Here is a 16,212-nt window from a genome sequence, read left to right on the forward strand (position 1 = left end):
ATGGCTACCCCCGATTTCATCCTCAGGCTCCGCGAAAAGATCGGCCACGGGATGCTCTGGATCCCAGGCGCCCGCGCGGTTGTGTTTGACGACGCCGGCCGGGTGCTGCTCGGCCAGCGGGCCGACAACCGCCACTGGGGCCTGATCACCGGCATCCTGGAGCCGGGCGAGGAACCGGCGCAAGGCCTGGTGCGGGAAATCCTGGAGGAAACCGGCGTCGTCGCTGCAGCCGAGCGGCTGGTCTCGGTGGACGCGGTGGGCCCCGTGACGTATCCGAACGGCGATGTGTGCCACTTCCTGACGCTCGTCTTCCGCTGCCGGTACGTCTCCGGCGACGCCAGGGTCAACGACGACGAATCCCTCGCCGTCGGCTGGTTCCGGCCCGAGGCGTTCCCGGAGCTGATGGCCGGGCACCGGGAGTCCATCCGCCGGGCGATGGAACCGGACGGTGCCGCCCACTTCGAGCCGTGACGGGCCCCGGCAGCGGGCAGTTCCAGCACGGCAAACAGGGGCGCCGCCGCCCCCGGGCGCGCGGCGTCGCGGGACGTGGTGCGGGGCCGGTCCGGGCCGGCTAACGGTGCAGCCGGCTCAGCTCGTCGTCGTCTGCGTCTGCGGACGTCGGGGGGGTAAGCGTCCGGACCTGCCGCGGCGGCGTCCTTGGCGGCGTGGCGTTCGGTTTCGAGCCGCTCGGCCTCTTCGCCGCCCACGGCCTCACCGCGGGCAACCATGCCCGCGGTGTCCGAAAGCGGAATCTGCTTCAGCATCAGCGCCAGGACCAGGGCGATCGTGAGGAACGGCAGCAGGTACCAGAAGACGGGCGCGAGCGAATCTGCGTAGGCGTTGACAATGGCGTCCTGGAGTTGGGCCGGGAGCTGGCCCAGGGCCTGCGGGTCCAGCGTCCGGGTGGACTGGGAGGCCTGCTCGGCGGAGGCTCCGGCGCCAGTGAAAGCCTTGGTCAGGGACTCGGACAGGCGTGCCGTGAAGATGGAGCCGAAGACCGCGACGCCGAGGGAGGCGCCCACTTCGCGGAAGTAGTTGTTGGTGCTGGTCGGCGTGCCGATCTGTTCGGCAGGCACCGAGTTCTGCACCACCAGGACGATCACCTGCATGATGGAACCGAGGCCGGCACCGAAGACCAGCAGCTGCACACAGATCACCCAGATGGGGGTCGCGGCGGTCAGGGTGGTCAGCCACAGCATCGCGGCGATGGTCAGCGTGGCCCCGAGGATCGGGAACATCCTGTACTTGCCGGTCTTGGAAATGCGGATACCGGAAAAATGGCCATGCCCATCAGGCCCACCATCATGGGCAGCATCAGCAGGCCGGACTCCGCGGCGGAGGTGCCGGAGGACATCTGCAGGAACGTCGGTACAAAGGCGATCGCGGCGAACATGCCCAGGCCCAGGGTGAAACCGATGGCCGTGGAGTTCACGAAGATCCGGTTCTTGAACAGGCTCAGCGGGATGATCGGATCCTCGGCCCTGCGCTCCACCAGGACGAAGGCGGTGGCGGCCAGCACCATGGCGGCGCCGAAGGACCAGGTCAGGGGCGAATCCCAGCCTTCGTCCTTCTTGCCGCCGAAGTCGGTGAAGAAGATCAGGCAGGCGGTAGCGGCGGAGAGCAACAGCACGCCGAGGACGTCGATGCGCTTCTCGGCCTTCTTGTTCGGCAGTGTCAGGGTGAACCAGGCGATGGCGAACGCGGCGATGCCAATGGGGATGTTGATGTAGAAGGCCCATTCCCAGGTCAGATGGTCCACGAAGTAGCCGCCCAGCAAGGGGCCGGCAACGGCCGAGAGGCCGAAGATGGCGCCCAGCGGGCCCCATGTACTTGCCGCGGTCCTTGGCCGGGACAATGTCCGCGATGATGGCCTGCGAGAGGATCATCAGGCCGCCGCCGCCCAGGCCCTGGACGGCGCGGAAGGTCACGAAGCCCCAGAAATCGGTGGCGAAGGCGCAGCCGACCGAGGCCAGCGTGAACAGGGCGATCGCGACGAGGAACAGGTTGCGGCGGCCCAGGATGTCACCGAACTTGCCGTAGATCGGCATCACGATGGTGGTGGCCAGCAGGTAGGCGGTGGTGATCCAGGCCTGGTGCTCCACGCCGCCGAGCTTGCCGACAATGGTGGGCACCGCGGTGGAGACGATCGTCTGGTCAAGGCTGGACAGCAGCATGCCCGCGATGAGGGCGGAGAAGATGATCCAGATTCGCTTCTGGGTCAGCAGCAGCGGTTCGGCTGCCGGTGAGGTGTTGACGGCGGTGCTCATTTCAATCCTCCGGAGGAGTCTGACGGCGGGAGGTCAAGGGGGAGAGAAAACAGCGTGCGGGCGGCGGCGACGTTGTCGAGCAGCAGGTCCCGGTACGGGCGGGTGTTGCCCGCGGAGAAATAGCGGGCGCTCGTCTTCCGGCCGATGCTGCCCAGGAGTGTCACGGCCATCCGGACCACCGGGTGGTCCGGAGAGACGCCTTCCCGGGCTGCGAGCATCTGTGCGAACTGGGCCTCACGTTCCTCAGAGGCGCCGATGATCCTCATCATGAGCTGCGGCTCCCTCGCCACAACCCCGACCAGTTGCCGGGTCTCCTCCTCGGAGGCTGTCATTTTCTCGGAAACCTCAAGGGAGAGCTTTATCAGGTCCGTCAGCAGGTCCCGCGAGATTTCCCCGGCGGGGGACCTGCTCATATCCAGCCATCCGCCGGAAAGAGTTGGTCCGGGACGCACCCGGGCCGGAATTGGGGAAGCATGACAGACCCAGCGCTCACTCACGTGTACGTCCTCCTGGACCGCCCAGGCTCCATGAGTGCCATTGCCGACGACACCGTCGGCGGGTTCGCGGCCTTCATCCGTGACCAGCAGTCCGTGGCGGGCCGGTGCCGGTGGCGGTCCTCACCGACGGCCACGAAAACTCGTCCCGCGAGGCCAGCGGTGCCATGGTGAAGGCACTGGTGGTACGGCAGCAGAGCCAGTGGGGCTGGCAGTTCACCTATCTGGGCGCCACCAGAACGCCGTGGTGACGGCCGGCGGCCTGGGCAACAGGGCCGAACACGCCCTCACCTACGCGGCCGGCAACGTGGACGCGGCCTTTTCCGCCCAGTCCGCCAAGACGCGCCCCGGCTGCGCGAGGCACGGTTTGGCGGTGCCTGCATGGCGGAGGCTTCAGCGGCGGCGGCTGACACCCCGCAAGGAGCGGGCGGTGGCCGGCGGAGAGCAGCCCCGGACGCAGGCTGCCCGAACGGCAGCGGCCGGCGCCTTCCGCTGGGGAAGGGGCCGGCCGCCGTCGGACGTCAGTGGTGCTGACGTCAGTGGTGCGGGGGGACTAGGCCTTGTGCGGCGGACGGGTCATGGACATAACGTCCAGCGCGGTGTCCAGCTGCTCTTCGGTCAGTTCGCCGCGCTCGAGGAAGCCCATGGCGACGACGGTCTCGCGGATGGTCAGGCCCTCGGCCACGGCCTTCTTGGCGATCTTGGCGGCGTTCTCGTAGCCGATGAACTTGTTCAGGGGGGTGACGATGGACGGCGATGCCTCGGCCAGGAAGCGTGCGCGCTCGACGTTGGCAGTGATGCCGTCGATCATCTTGTCGGCCATGACCCGGCTGGTGTTGGCCAGCAGGCGGACGGATTCGAGCAGGTTGGCGGCCATCACGGGGATCCCGACGTTGAGCTCGAACGCACCGTTGGTGCCGGACCAGGCGATGGCGGTGTCGTTGCCGATGACCTGGGCGCACACCATGATGGAGGCTTCGCAGATGACCGGATTGACCTTGCCGGGCATGATCGAAGAGCCCGGCTGCAGATCCGGGATCGCGATTTCGCCGAGGCCGGTGTTGGGGCCCGAACCCATCCAGCGCAGGTCGTTGTTGATCTTCATAAAGGAGATCGCGATGTTGCGCAGCTGGCTCGAGGCCTCGATCAGGCCGTCACGGTTGGCCTGTGCCTCGAAGTGGTCGCGGGCCTCGGTCAGCGGCAGGCCGGTCCCGGCGGCGAGCAGTTCGATCACGCGCTCCGGGAAACCGGCCGGGGTGTTGATGCCGGTGCCGACAGCGGTGCCGCCGAGGGGAACCTCGGCGACGCGGGGGAGGGCGGCATTGATGCGTTCGATGCCGTAGCGGACCTGGGCGGCGTAACCGCCGAACTCCTGGCCCAGGGTCACGGGGGTGGCATCCATGAGGTGGGTGCGGCCGGACTTCACAACGTCCTTAAACTCGACGGCCTTGCGCCCCAGCGAATCCGCCAGATAGCCGAGGGCGGGGATGAGGTCGTTGATCAGGGCGGACGTCGCGGCCACGTGGACCGAGGTCGGGAACACATCGTTGGATGACTGTGAGGCGTTGACGTGGTCGTTCGGGTGTACCACCTTGTCGCTTCCGGCGGCCTTGAGGGCGCGGGTGGCGAGCTCGGCGATGACCTCGTTGGTGTTCATGTTCGAGGACGTGCCGGAGCCGGTCTGGAAGACATCGATGGGGAAGTCGCCGTCGTACTTGCCGGTGGCAACCTCATCCGCGGCATCGGCAATCGCCTGGGCCAGCTCGCCGTCGAGCACACCCAGTTCTGCGTTGGCCTGGGCCGCGGCCTTCTTCACCCGGGCGAGGGCCTCAATGTGGGTGCGTTCCAGGGTCTTGCCGGAGATCGGGAAGTTTTCTACCGCACGCTGCGTCTGGGCGCGGTACAGGGCGTTCACGGGGACGCGGACTTCGCCCATCGTGTCGTGTTCAATGCGGAACTCTTCGGTGCTCAACTCTGCTTTGGAAGTCATGGGGCAAGCTTAGGGTGAGAGGGCGTTCCATCGAAAACCGTGAACCGCTTGCGACAGGCACCCGCCGCAGCGCCTAGAGTTCGCCGATTCCGGAAACGAGGTCCGCCCTGCCGTCCGCGAGGCTGTACGCGAGCCCGATCACGGCGGCCCGGCCGCCTTCGACTGCGTCCGAAATCACACGGGAGCTGTCCACCAGGCGCTGCGAGGTCTGCTTGACGTTCTCGACCACCATGTCGTTGACGTCGGGCTGGTTGTTGCGCAGCGACGTCAGAACGGACGGGGTGATGCGTTCGACCAGGCTGCGCATAAAGCCAACGGGCATCTGGCCGGTTTCCACGGCCTTCTTGGTGGCGGTGACCGCGCCGCAGCTGTCATGGCCGAGCACCACGATCAGCGGAACCCCCAGGACGCTGACGCTGTACTCCAGCGAGCCGAGCACCGCGTCGTCGATCACCTGGCCGGCCGTGCGGACGACGAAAGCGTCCCCGAGGCCCAGGTCAAAGATGATCTCGGCGGCGAGCCTCGAGTCGGAACAGCCGAAGATCACGGCGAAAGGGTGCTGGTTTTCCACGAGGGAGGACCGGCGCGAGGCGTCCTGGTTGGGATGCGAGGATTCGCCGGCAATGAATCGTTCGTTGCCTTCCCGGAGGCGGCGCCAGGCAAGAGCAGGAGTCAGATAGGTGGCCACGGCTTTACCTTACGGTGAAGGGGTGGCAAACGGTGAAACTGTTGCTCCCGGCGTGCTGCCCGGCGAGGCGCCGGCCGAAGCGCTGCCGGTTGCCGCATCGCCGGCAGCGTTGCTGTCGAGGGACGCCACGACGGCGGCGGCCAGCACCGAGAACTCGTCCAGCTGCGCCGTACCCGTCAGGATGACGGTGGTGCCGCGGTCCACGAGCACCATGCTCTTTTCGCCCTTTCCGGAGTCGCGGAGCTCCCAGTCGCGGCCGCCGGCGTTCCGGGTTCCGGTCACGGGGGCGCTCTTGACCTGCTGCAGCAGCCAGGTCGGATTGGGCTGCCGCGTCTGCACGAGGCCGATGAAGGATTCCTTCGGCGTGAGGTAGCCAACTTCCCACGTCGCGACGCCGCTCCCCGTACCGGACTCCCAGCGGGCGTAGTTCGGGCGGAATGTGTCGCCGGTTGCCGGGGCCGCCGGTGTGAATCCCGCCACATCTGCGGCGTTGCTGGCGACCGCGCTGACATTGATGTCGGGCCGGTAGCCGTCGGACTTCGGCGAGGGGTTCATCAGGACAATCGGGAGGAACGCGCCGATGCTCAGCACCAGCGCAATGAACATGCCAATGACGGAGGCATTCGCCCGCTTCGCTGCCCCGGGGCGGAGGACCGGCTTGACGGGCGGCTGGCCGACCCCGCCGGCGGCCCCCTGTCCGGCCGGGGCGGCGGGGGATACTGGGGCTGCGGCGGACGTGTCCTGCAATTCACTCACCCCTCTATAGTCGCCCATGACTGCGCCGATCTCACATTCGGCGGCGCCGGCGGGATCGGAGCGGGAAGTTTCACGGATTGGTCATCCCAAGACGCACGTTCCCGCCGCGACTATGATCATTAGCAGACGGATCATTATCAGACCAGATCAGTAGTAGACGAATCACCGCGACGGATCGACCTTGGCCGTCCGGGTTCGATGATCGCCACTCGAAGAAGAGGTTCACGTGACACCAGCGCCAATGACCCAGAAGTACTCCACGCTTTCCCCGTCTCTCGCCGTCGGGATCGACGAGCCTGACCGCAACCTTGCACTGGAACTGGTCCGCGTCACCGAAGCCGCAGCCATCGCCGGCGGCCACTGGGTTGGTTTCGGGGACAAGAACAAGGCAGACGGCGCCGCCGTCGACGCCATGCGTTCCTTCCTCCAGACCGTCCACTTCAACGGTGTTGTTGTCATCGGTGAAGGCGAGAAGGACGAAGCCCCGATGCTGTTCAACGGCGAGAACGTCGGTGACGGCACCGGACCCGAGTGCGACGTCGCCGTCGACCCGATTGACGGAACCCGCCTGGCTGCCCTCGGCATCAACAATGCCCTCGCCGTCCTGGCCGTTGCCGAGCGCGGCTCCATGTTCGACCCTTCCGCCGTGTTCTACATGGAGAAGCTCGTCACCGGCCCGGAAGCCGCCGACATGGTTGACCTGCGCCTGCCGGTCAAGCAAAACCTGCACCTCATCGCCAAGGCCAAGGGCGTCAAGGTCAACCAGCTCAACGTCATGATTCTGGACCGGGACCGCCACCGTGGGCTCGTGGAGGAAATCCGCGAAGCCGGTGCGCGCACCAAGTTCATCATGGACGGCGACGTCGCCGGCGCCATCGCGGCCGCGCGCGCCGGCACCGGCGTTGACGCCCTTATGGGGATCGGCGGAACGCCGGAAGGCATCGTCTCGGCCTGCGCCATCAAGTCCCTCGGCGGCGTGATCCAGGGCCGGCTGTGGCCCACGAGTGACGACGAGAAGCAGAAGGCCATCGACGCCGGCCACGACCTGGACCGGGTGCTCTCCACCAACGACCTCGTCTCCAGCGACAACTGCTACTTCGCCGCCACCGGCATCACCGACGGCGACCTCCTCAAGGGTGTGCGCTACTCCAAGGACAAGGTCCTCACCCAGTCCATCGTGATGCGCTCCAAGTCCGGCACCATCCGCTTCGTGGACGGCGAGCACCAGGCCAGCAAGTGGGAAGGCTACGCCCGCAAGGGCTAGGACTTTCGCACCACGGGTACCACCGGATCCCGGGACGCGTTTCGCGCCCCGGGATCCGCTGCTTTAACGATTCCGGAGGACCAGCGCCCTGGCCGCCGGAGCCTGCCATTGTCCTTGGACGGCTGCCGTTGGATAGGGTGGAACCATGACTTGGCTTGTTACTGGTGGTGCAGGATATATCGGTTCGCATGTGGTTGCCGCGTTGCGCGCGGCCTCGATCCTGCCGGTGGTGATTGATTCGTTGTCCAGTGGGCATCGGGAGTTCGTCCCGGAGGGGGTGCCCTTTGTACACGGCAGCATCCTCGACGCCGAACTGGTGGCCCGCACGATGCTGGACCACGGAGTCACGGGAGTGATCCACCTGGCGGGGTTCAAGTACGCCGGCGTCTCGGTGCAGGAGCCGCTCCTCACCTATGAACAAAACGTCACCGGCACCGCTGCGCTGCTCAAGGCGATGGAACTTGCCGAGGTCGACAAGCTGGTCTTCTCCTCCTCCGCAGCCACCTACGGCACCCCCACCGGCGCCCTCGTCACGGAGGCCACCCCCACGCTTCCCGAGTCGCCGTACGGCGAGAGCAAGCTCATCGGCGAATGGCTGATCCGGGACCAGGGCCGTGCCCGGGGCCTGAAGCACACCTCGCTGCGCTACTTCAATGTGGTGGGCTCCGGTTCGCCCGAGCTCTACGACACAAGCCCGCACAACCTGTTCCCCATCGTGCTCCGCGCGCTGACGGCCGGGCAGACGCCCCGCATCAACGGCACCGACTACCAGACGGAGGACGGGACCTGCGTGCGGGACTATGTGCACGTGGCCGATCTCGCAACCTCACACGTGGCCGCCGCCCAGGCCCTCGCCGCCGGCAGGCCGCTGGAACGGGTATACAACCTCGGCTCCGGCGACGGGCTGTCCGTGCGCCAGATCATGACGGCCATGGCGAAGGTGACGGGAATCGACTTCGAGCCGGAGATCGGCCCCCGGCGGCCGGGCGATCCTGACCGGATTGTCGCGGACGGCACGCTGGCCGCCCGGGACCTGGATTGGAAGATGCGGCATTCCGTCGAGGACATGGTCGCCAGCGCCTACGAAGCGCAGAAGAAGGCCGCCTCCGGAAGCTAGGGGCGGCCAGCGCGGCTTCCACCGGAGGACATGCCGAGTGGTTGAACCCAGGGATGGACATAGTGGGTCTATGTCCACCGGCCAGGTCCACCGTGGGGCATGTCCGGTGGGGGAGGCCTGGCGGGGCGGAAAGCTAGCGGCGGAGTGCGGCCCGCAGCCGGACGGGCAACGTCCTGGCCGCCAGGACGCCGCGGCGGGCGGCCTGTGCGCTTTTTCGGGCCACCTGATAACCGCTGTAGCGCAGCTTGTTCACCGGCAGGTCCCAGGTACCCGGGTACACGATTTCGCGGCCACCAAAGGACTTCTTGAACGACGTGAAGCCAGCCCACTTGTGCTCCGGCTGGTCCGCTGGGGCCACGCCCCAGAGATCCACGTGCTTCAACCCCTTTTCTTTGGCATCGGCCATCAGGGTGACCAGCAGCGGAATTCCGGCGCTGAGCTTCCGGTGTGTGTCATCCAGTGCGGCGTGGGCGTAGGTGCGGGTGTCCGCGGAGTCGTAGGCCAGGGCGGCGGCGATCGGTGCACCCGCCAGCTCGGCAACGAAAAGTGTCGCGGCACCGGCAGGCATGAGCGTACGGGCCACCTGGCTCAGGTACTCGTCGCTCTGCGGCTTAAAACCGTTGCGGGCCGCTGTCCTGTGCAGGAAATCCAGCAGTATTGAGATTTCGGCCGGGTCCTGGCTGGAACGAAATGTCACGCCCTTCTTGTGGATATTCCGGTACAGGTTGCGGTTGACCGGCTTCATGTCTGCCAGGACGTCGTTGAAGTCGCGGTCCAGGTCCACGATCCAGCTCAGTTCGGGCTGCTGATTGGCCGGTGCTGGCCGCAGGCCCCGGCTGCGCAGCACGGCGTCGGCGTCCCCCGCCTCGATGCTGCCGGCGCCGGCGGCGATGCCGGCGTCGACCGGTTCGATCCGGATGAACACGGCCCCGCAATTGCGGGCCAGTTCCGTCAGCGCCGCCAGCGCGGCGTCGAACGCCGGCAGGGAAGCGGCCACCGGTCCGTAGGGCACATAGAGCAGCTTCCCCGCCGGGTTCGACTCCTCGACGGCAAGAAAATTCCAGCCCGGGCCGGACCGTTCATGAACGGTGCGGCCCAGGGCGCGTTGGAAGTCGGCCCAGACCTGGCTGTGCAGGAAATAATCCACGTTCTCAGGCTTTCAGGGCAGTGGTGACGGCAAAGGCCAGGGCGGTCCCGGTGGCGCCGGACGCGGCGTGCACATTGACCGGAGCTTCGGCGGCGGGCAGGAAGGCGCTCGCGCCCCGCCCCAGCTGAAGGTCACCCCTGGGGGAGTCGAGGAGCACGGATCCGGAGACCACAATGATGACGGCCGCTCCGGACTGTGCCAGCGGAACGGGCTCCGCGCCGGGTTCGAGCTCGATCCGTTGCAGCTGGAATTCCCGGAACGGCGGCCGGAAGAGCTCCTGGCCCAGCATTGTGGTTTCGGGGCTGAGCATCGGCACGCCGACGGCCTCGAAGGCGATGGTCCGGAGCAGTTCGGGCACGTCCACGAACTTCGGGGTCAGCCCGCCACGGAGCACATTGTCCGAGGAGGCCATCACCTCGATGCCGAGGCCGTGCAGATATGCGTGCACGTTGCCGGCCGGCAGGTAGACGGCCTCCCCGGGCGTCAGCGAGATCCGGTTCAGCAGCAGCGAGAGGAGCACTCCGGGGTCGCCGGGATACTGCTGGTTGAGGTTGACCACGGTGGACAGCTCCGCCTGGTGCGGGGCCATCGGCGCACCCGAGACGAGGGCAGCTACGATCGTCGCGGTCGCGTGCGAGACGCCCTCTCCGCCGGCAATCAGGCGTTCGAACGCGGCGCGCAGGGCAGCCGGCTCCGCGGGCAGTGCCAGATCGTCCAGCAGCTGGGGAACCAGCGGCGGGAGCTCCAGCCCGGCCAGTTCAAAGCAGGCCGCCAGGTGCAGGAACACGCGGCGGGATTCCATCGCCGGCCGGAAGCCGCACAGTGCCTCGAAGGGGGTCAGTGCGAAGATCATTTCCGGCTTGTGGTTGTCGTCCTTGTAGTTCCGCTCGGCGGCGGAACGGCCGATGCCGGCGGCTTCCTCGCGGGCGAAACCGGCCCTGGCCTGTTCAAGCGTGGGGTGCACCTGCAGCGACAGTGGGCTTTCCGCGGCCAGGACCTTGAGCAGGAACGGCAGCCGAGGGCCGAATTCGGCCATGCTCTCACTGCCGAGGTGGTGCTCCGGATCGCCGGCGATCAGTTCGTCGAGGGCCAGCCGGCCACCGGAGTCCGGTCCTGCTGCGTGCGCGCCTCCCCGGCCGGAGGCGGCGCGCTTGCCGGCCGGACTCAGTGCCACGGACGGTGAGTCCGGGTGGGCTCCGATCCACAGCTCCGCCTCGGGGCCGCCCGAAGCAGGCCGGCCGAGGAGCCCGGCGATGGCCGTCATGGAGCCCCAGGCGTAGGGGCGGAGGACGTTCTCAAGTTCGTGCACTGCCTGGTTCCTCTCTGGTCACTGAAGTTCTGTCACTGATTCCCGGCCGCTGGCCCCGGGCCATTCGTCCCGCAGCCTAGAGCGGGGCGCACTGGCCGTTGGTGGCGACCAGTTCGCGGATCGACTGTTCGTCGCCGTCGCGCTTGAACTGGTTCAGCATCTCCTCGGTGATCGGCTCGCCGTCGGGCGTTGTGGTCACGGGGGTGAAGTCCGACGGCGGCGGCGCGGGCTGCGTGCCGGGCTGCCCATGGCGCGCAGTGCCGGCGGCCGAGAGGGCCCCGGGCGCCGTGCCCGGCTGGAGGATGCCGTCCTGGGCGGATCCCGCGGCCTGGGGGGCAAGGAGCTTGTCCACTTTTTCGTGGATCTGGTCGAAGTCCGGCACCGTGGAGAAGGAGGCATCAAAGTCGGGAGGCCCGATGGTCAGCCGGCTCGTCTCCTGGCCCTTGGCCTTCATCGCGAGGTCAACGAAGCTGCCGAGCTGGCCGGCGGAGACGTTGGAGTCCACAACTTTTGTGCCGGCCTTGACGATGTCCTCGAACTTCGACAGCAGGGTGGCGGGGTCCAGTTGCTTGAGCATGGCCTGCTGGACGCACTGCTGCCGCGCTATGCGGGCGTAGTCGTCCACGAATTCGCGGGAGCGGCCGTACCAGAGGGCATGGTAGCCATCAAGGGTAGTTTCGCCGGCCGGGATCCAGCCCAGCGGCATGCCGTGGATGCCGTTGGCCTCGTCGACGGTCTCGCCGCTGATCGGGACCCAGCCGCCGGCCTTGATCCGGATGCCGCCCATGGCATCGATGAGCTTGGCGAAGCCGTCCATGTCCACCAGGACGTAGGCCTGCACCTTGATGCCCAGCGAACCGGACACGGCTTCCAGCGTGGCCAGCGCGCCCGGGTCTTCGACACCGGGATAGAGGTCCTTGTGTTCGTTGGTGACCTCGGTGTTGATGGCGTTGATGAGGCATTCGTTGCCGCAGTCGTAGCCATCGGGGTAGATCGTGCGCATCGGCGAATCCTCGCTGAACTGCGCGTTCTGGAGGTTGCGGGGTACCGAGATGATGGCGGTCTCGCCGGTCTTGGCGTCCACGCTGATCACGGAAAGGCTGTCCGGACGGCGGCCGGTGCGGTCCTCCCCGGCGTCGCCGCCCATCATCAGGAAGTTGTAACGGCCTTCCGACGGCTCCATGGTGGGTCCGTTGGAGAAGATACTGCCGATGGCGTTGCGGCCGACGTTGAGGAGATAGGCGGCGTAGCCCAGCGAGCCGCTGCTGAGGATCATGGCGAACACGAGGGCCACCACAACGGCGGCGCGGATCCGGGGTGCCAGCAGCACCGGGCGGATCAGGCGCAGGGTATTGATGAACAGTGCCGCCCAGCCGACGGCCAGCGCCGCCAGGGCGATGATCAGCAGGAGCGAGGCAACAGGGTGGGTGATCAGGGTGATCAGCGTTGAACGGGACGCCGCCAGGAGGGCAACCGCCGCGAGGGCCACGGCCCAGGCCGTCAGCGTGATCCGCAGGGCGATCCGCCCGATCCGCCGGTTGCCGGCGACCGTCTGCGCGCTGCCGGGAACCAGCAGCGTCATCAGGATCAGCAGGAAGGCACGCTTGTTCAAGGCCGGCGCCGGCGTCCCCGCGGGGTAACGGACAGGGTCTGTCAGGGACTGTTCCGGCGGCTGCCTGTTCTGCGGACCAGGCCGGCGGGAGGGCGCGTATCTGTTGGTCATCTGGTGATCCTCAACGGCTGCCCCGGGAGGCTGCGCTTCCATCGGGGAACATTTCGCTCACCTTGTGCCGCAGGGTGGCGCCCTTGCGGGTGGCGGCGTCGTTGAGTTCCTGGCCAAAGTCGAGGAGTTCGGTCCGGAGCCGGGCGGCAAGGGCATCGGTTCCGGAGGCGAGGACACGCACGGCGAGGAGCCCGGCGTTCCGTGCGCCGCCGATGGAGACGGTGGCAACCGGAACCCCGGCCGGCATCTGCACGATGGACAACAGGGAGTCCATGCCGTCGAGGGTCTTCAGCGGCACGGGGACGCCGATCACCGGCAGCGTGGTAACGGAGGCGAGCATGCCGGGCAGATGGGCCGCGCCGCCGGCACCGGCAATGATGACGCGCAGGCCGCGGCCGTGCGCGGTCTGCCCGTAACGGATCATTTCGGTGGGCATGCGGTGGGCGGAGACGACGTCGGCCTCGAACGGGATGCCGAACTCGGCGAGAGCCTCCGCGGCGGCCTCCATGACCGGCCAGTCCGAGTCCGAGCCCATCACGAGGCCCACGATCGGGGCGGCGGCCCCGGAATCCTGTGCTTCCGTGGACTGTGCCTGCGGGGACTGGGCAGCCAGGGGCAGGGCAGCGTTGCTGGCGCTCATGCATTCTCCTCGGGGATTCCCGATGCGGTGCCGGACTGGGTCCGTCCGTTCCGGATGATGTTGGCGACGGTGGTGGCCCGTTCCCGGACGGAGTCGACCTCGGCCGCGGAGCCGCCGACGAGGTTGACGTGGCCGATCTTGCGGCCCGGGCGGACGGCCTTGCCGTAGCAGTGGACCTTCGCGGCGGGTTCACTGGCGAGGGCCGCGGGATAGGCGGCGAACAGGTCCTTGTTCGTTCCGCCGAGGAAATTCTTCATCACTACGACGGGACCGAGCAGGTCCGTGGCGCCGAGCGGAAGGTTGAGGATGGCGCGGAGGTGCTGCTCAAACTGGCTCGTGACCGAGCCGTCCTGAGTCCAGTGGCCGGTGTTGTGCGGGCGCATGGCGAGTTCGTTGATCAGGAAGCCTGCGCCGACGCCGGGGGTCTCGAACAGTTCCACGGCCATGACGCCGGTGACGCCGAGTTCGTTGGCGATCCGGATCGCGGCGTTCTCGGCCGCGGCGGCCACCTCCAGGGGGATGTCCAGTGCAGGGGCGATGACTTCGTCGCAGACGCCGTCGACCTGGATCGTGTGCACCACAGGCCAGGCCCGGGACTCACCGTCAGGGGTCCGTGCGACGAGGGCGGACAGTTCGCGGCTGAAGTCCACCCTGGCTTCGGCCAGCAGGGGCGACATGGCCTCGAACCAGTCTGCGGTGGCCCCGGCGTCCTCCGCCGAGCCCACGATCCGCACGCCCTTGCCGTCGTAGCCGCCGCGGGGAGTCTTCAGCACCACGGGCCAGCCGATGTCATCGCCGAAGGCAATCAGTCCGGCCACGTCGTCAACGGAAGCCCAGCGCGGATTGGGCAGTTCCAGCCGGTCGATGGCGGCCCGCATCACGAGCTTGTCCTGGGCATTGACGAGGGCATCCGGGCCGGGGTGGACATTGACGCCGGCCTCGAGCAGGGAGCGGAGATGGCCGGTGGGGACGTGCTCATGATCGAAGGTGAGGACGTCCAGGCCGCGGGAGAACTCGAGCAGATGGTCCAGATCGGTGTAATCACCGACCGGGGCTTTGGCCACGGCAGAGACGGCGGAGACGTCTTCACCTTCGGCAAGGACGCGGAGCTCAAAGCCCAGGGCGGTGGCCGCCGGGGCCATCATTCGGGCAAGCTGGCCGCCGCCAACAACACCGATCACAGGAAAAGTCACAAGTCCCAGCCTACCGAAAACCTCGCCATAACCCGGCTTTTGGGACTCCCGGTGCCGGTCCGGCGCGGTAAGGGGGCGCTTTTCGGCGGTGTGACCGCCGGCCTGCCGCCGAAGGAATTGGCAGTCTTCCCGGCGGTGACAAGGCAGCAGCGGGACGGCGCCCAGGCAGCCGGGCGGGGCGCACTCCCGGCAATCAGCGCTAAAATGGGCCGTTGGCCCAATGGCCGACAGATCAAACAGGCCACGGAGGGTCATGATTACTACACTTGCTGAGCGCCTGCGGGGCCTTGCCTCGCTCTTCTGGCGCGAAGTGGCCAAGTTCGGTGCGGTGGGCGGTGTTGCGTTCATCATTGACAACGGGCTCACCTACTACCTGATGCACGGCCCGATGACGGACAGCGAGGCCAAGGCCCGCTTCGTCGGCGCCAGCATCGCGACCGTCTTCTCCTGGATCGCGAACCGTTTCTGGACGTTCCGCCACCGCCGCCAGGACAATGTCATCCGCGAGTTCCTGATGTTCATCCTGATCAACGGCATCGGCATCGGCATCTCCACGGGGTTCACCGCCCTGGCCAAGTACAGCCTCGGTGTGACCGACAAGAACATGCTGTTCGCCGCCGGAATCGTCGGCATCCTCGTGGCCACCGTGGTGCGGTTCTTCGCCTACCGCTTCCTGGTCTTCAACAAGGAACTCGACGACGAGCCGGAGTTCTCCCACGACCACGAGATCATCGAACGCCACCCGCACCACCAGCCGGGCGTCCGGGTGCCGGAGCAGTCCGCCAATGATCCGGAGCTACCCGGCCCTCCCGTTTAGCGGCCGCCCGCGGACTCAGTGTCCGCGGATGCGTTCGCCGCTCAGCAGCTTCTGCGTCACCTCGACATCGGGGTGAACCAGCACCACCGACCCGTCGCGCTTCCACGCACCCAGGGATTGCGCCAGCGCCGATTCCAGGCCGTCACCGGCCGGCACCAGCAGGCGCAGCCCCTCCTCGTGGGCTGCCGCGAAGCCGCCCAGCAGTTCCCTGTGCGTATGGGGCGTGCCGGCGGCTGTCCGGACGGCCCGCCGCGATGCCTCCGGATCGGCGTGCGCCATAAACACGTCGCCATGGGAGCGGACTTCGGCGGCATAGTCAACGACGCCGGTGGGCAGCTCGCCCGCCCAGCGCATGGCCAATGCCGGGAGCGCGACAGCCATCACGGCGTCGAAAGCCCCCTCCGCGGCGGCGGGACCCGGATCCGCGGTGGCCAGCAAATCGGCGCCGGCATCGTCGAGCACCACTTCCATGCCGAGCTGCCATGCGGCCAAGGCAAGAATCACGGACTTCCAGTGGGCGGGCAGATCCAGCCGCAGGCGTGTCCCCGGTTCGGCGTCCAGCTCGTCCTGCAGGAGGTTGCTTGTCTTCGCCACCCAGTTGTCCAGGACCCGGCCGGAAAGCTCAACGCGCTCCGCGTCCGGTCCGTACCAGGTCAGCCGGGGCGAGGTGGACTGGCCGGAACGCAGGGCTGTCATCAGTTCGATTGCCGGGATGCTCATGTGATCATCTTGCCACGGGGACACGGGTGTGATTTCTGTCATACCCCCGCCGGGAGGGGTCCTCCGGCACTCCCAGGAGTTCACCGA

General features: G+C 67.5%; 15 protein-coding genes and 1 pseudogene. 5 read left to right on the forward strand and 11 right to left on the reverse strand.

All coding sequences use genetic code 11. From position 1 onward, the window contains the following. Positions 1-471 carry an NUDIX hydrolase gene (locus tag ACZYZE_RS13760; RefSeq protein ID WP_459318329.1) on the forward strand — a complete coding sequence of 157 codons (471 nt, stop codon included), beginning with the start codon at positions 1-3 and terminating at the stop codon, positions 469-471. 188 nt (positions 472-659) lie between these two features. On the opposite strand, the pseudogene ACZYZE_RS13765 reads toward ACZYZE_RS13760, so the two are convergent. Beyond that, positions 660-2,267, reverse strand: a pseudogene (locus ACZYZE_RS13765) (MDR family MFS transporter); the annotation flags it as partial. After that, positions 2,264-2,680, reverse strand: a complete 417-nt coding sequence (locus tag ACZYZE_RS13770) for a TetR family transcriptional regulator (RefSeq protein WP_463908224.1) — start codon at positions 2,678-2,680, stop codon at positions 2,264-2,266. The gene ACZYZE_RS13770 and the pseudogene ACZYZE_RS13765, both read right to left, overlap by 4 nt. A gap of 194 nt (positions 2,681-2,874) precedes the next feature. On the opposite strand from ACZYZE_RS13770, the gene ACZYZE_RS13775 reads away from it, so the two are divergent. Beyond that, positions 2,875-3,012 (forward strand): hypothetical protein, encoded by a 138-nt coding sequence (locus ACZYZE_RS13775; protein WP_463908226.1) that lies wholly within the window; start codon positions 2,875-2,877, stop codon positions 3,010-3,012. 302 nt (positions 3,013-3,314) lie between these two features. Here ACZYZE_RS13775 and ACZYZE_RS13780 read toward each other — a convergent pair whose 3' ends face one another. From ACZYZE_RS13780 to ACZYZE_RS13790, 3 genes are all read right to left on the reverse strand, one after another. Then, positions 3,315-4,751 carry a class II fumarate hydratase gene (locus tag ACZYZE_RS13780; RefSeq protein WP_463908228.1) on the reverse strand — a complete coding sequence of 479 codons (1,437 nt, stop codon included), beginning with the start codon at positions 4,749-4,751 and terminating at the stop codon, positions 3,315-3,317. Positions 4,752-4,824: 73 nt separating this feature from the next. After that, positions 4,825-5,439 (reverse strand): carbonic anhydrase, encoded by a 615-nt coding sequence (locus ACZYZE_RS13785; RefSeq protein WP_459318331.1) that lies wholly within the window; start codon positions 5,437-5,439, stop codon positions 4,825-4,827. Between the two features lie 9 nt (positions 5,440-5,448). Next, positions 5,449-6,213, reverse strand: coding sequence for a DUF4245 domain-containing protein (locus ACZYZE_RS13790; RefSeq protein ID WP_463908229.1), 765 nt, complete (start codon positions 6,211-6,213; stop codon positions 5,449-5,451). A gap of 223 nt (positions 6,214-6,436) precedes the next feature. Between ACZYZE_RS13790 and glpX the strand changes: the two genes are divergently transcribed. Together glpX and galE are read left to right on the forward strand one after the other, a co-directional pair. Next, a complete protein-coding gene (gene glpX / locus ACZYZE_RS13795; protein ID WP_459318390.1) occupies positions 6,437-7,459 on the forward strand; it encodes a class II fructose-bisphosphatase in 1,023 nt (340 codons plus the stop codon). 145 nt (positions 7,460-7,604) lie between these two features. Beyond that, positions 7,605-8,576 (forward strand): UDP-glucose 4-epimerase GalE, encoded by a 972-nt coding sequence (gene galE, locus ACZYZE_RS13800; protein ID WP_459318333.1) that lies wholly within the window; start codon positions 7,605-7,607, stop codon positions 8,574-8,576. 133 nt (positions 8,577-8,709) lie between these two features. On the opposite strand, the gene ACZYZE_RS13805 is transcribed toward galE, so the two are convergent. From ACZYZE_RS13805 to ACZYZE_RS13825, 5 genes are all read right to left on the reverse strand, one after another. Beyond that, a complete protein-coding gene (locus tag ACZYZE_RS13805; protein WP_459318334.1) occupies positions 8,710-9,723 on the reverse strand; it encodes a lipid II:glycine glycyltransferase FemX in 1,014 nt (337 codons plus the stop codon). A 4-nt stretch (positions 9,724-9,727) separates the two neighbouring features. Continuing rightward, positions 9,728-11,032: a mannose-6-phosphate isomerase, class I gene (gene manA / locus ACZYZE_RS13810; protein ID WP_463908232.1), complete on the reverse strand. Its 1,305-nt coding sequence runs from the start codon at positions 11,030-11,032 to the stop codon at positions 9,728-9,730. 76 nt (positions 11,033-11,108) lie between these two features. Further along, complete coding sequence (locus ACZYZE_RS13815) at positions 11,109-12,755, reverse strand: LCP family protein (RefSeq protein WP_459318336.1); 1,647 nt, start codon at positions 12,753-12,755, stop codon at positions 11,109-11,111. Between the two features lie 10 nt (positions 12,756-12,765). Then, the gene (gene purE / locus ACZYZE_RS13820) at positions 12,766-13,290 is read right to left on the reverse strand and encodes a 5-(carboxyamino)imidazole ribonucleotide mutase (protein WP_459318391.1); all 525 of its coding nucleotides are present in this window, start codon (positions 13,288-13,290) and stop codon (positions 12,766-12,768) included. Between the two features lie 101 nt (positions 13,291-13,391). Beyond that, positions 13,392-14,540, reverse strand: a complete 1,149-nt coding sequence (locus tag ACZYZE_RS13825) for a 5-(carboxyamino)imidazole ribonucleotide synthase (RefSeq protein WP_459318392.1) — start codon at positions 14,538-14,540, stop codon at positions 13,392-13,394. A gap of 301 nt (positions 14,541-14,841) precedes the next feature. On the opposite strand from ACZYZE_RS13825, the gene ACZYZE_RS13830 reads away from it, so the two are divergent. Then, the gene (locus ACZYZE_RS13830) at positions 14,842-15,405 is read left to right on the forward strand and encodes a GtrA family protein (RefSeq protein WP_463908234.1); all 564 of its coding nucleotides are present in this window, start codon (positions 14,842-14,844) and stop codon (positions 15,403-15,405) included. Positions 15,406-15,420: 15 nt separating this feature from the next. Here the strand turns inward: ACZYZE_RS13830 and ACZYZE_RS13835 are convergent, their stop codons facing one another. Next, the gene (locus ACZYZE_RS13835; RefSeq protein ID WP_463908236.1) at positions 15,421-16,125 is read right to left on the reverse strand and encodes a TIGR03089 family protein; all 705 of its coding nucleotides are present in this window, start codon (positions 16,123-16,125) and stop codon (positions 15,421-15,423) included. Positions 16,126-16,212: the final 87 nt, after the last annotated feature.

It is taken from the genome of Pseudarthrobacter woesei (assembly GCF_055412745.1).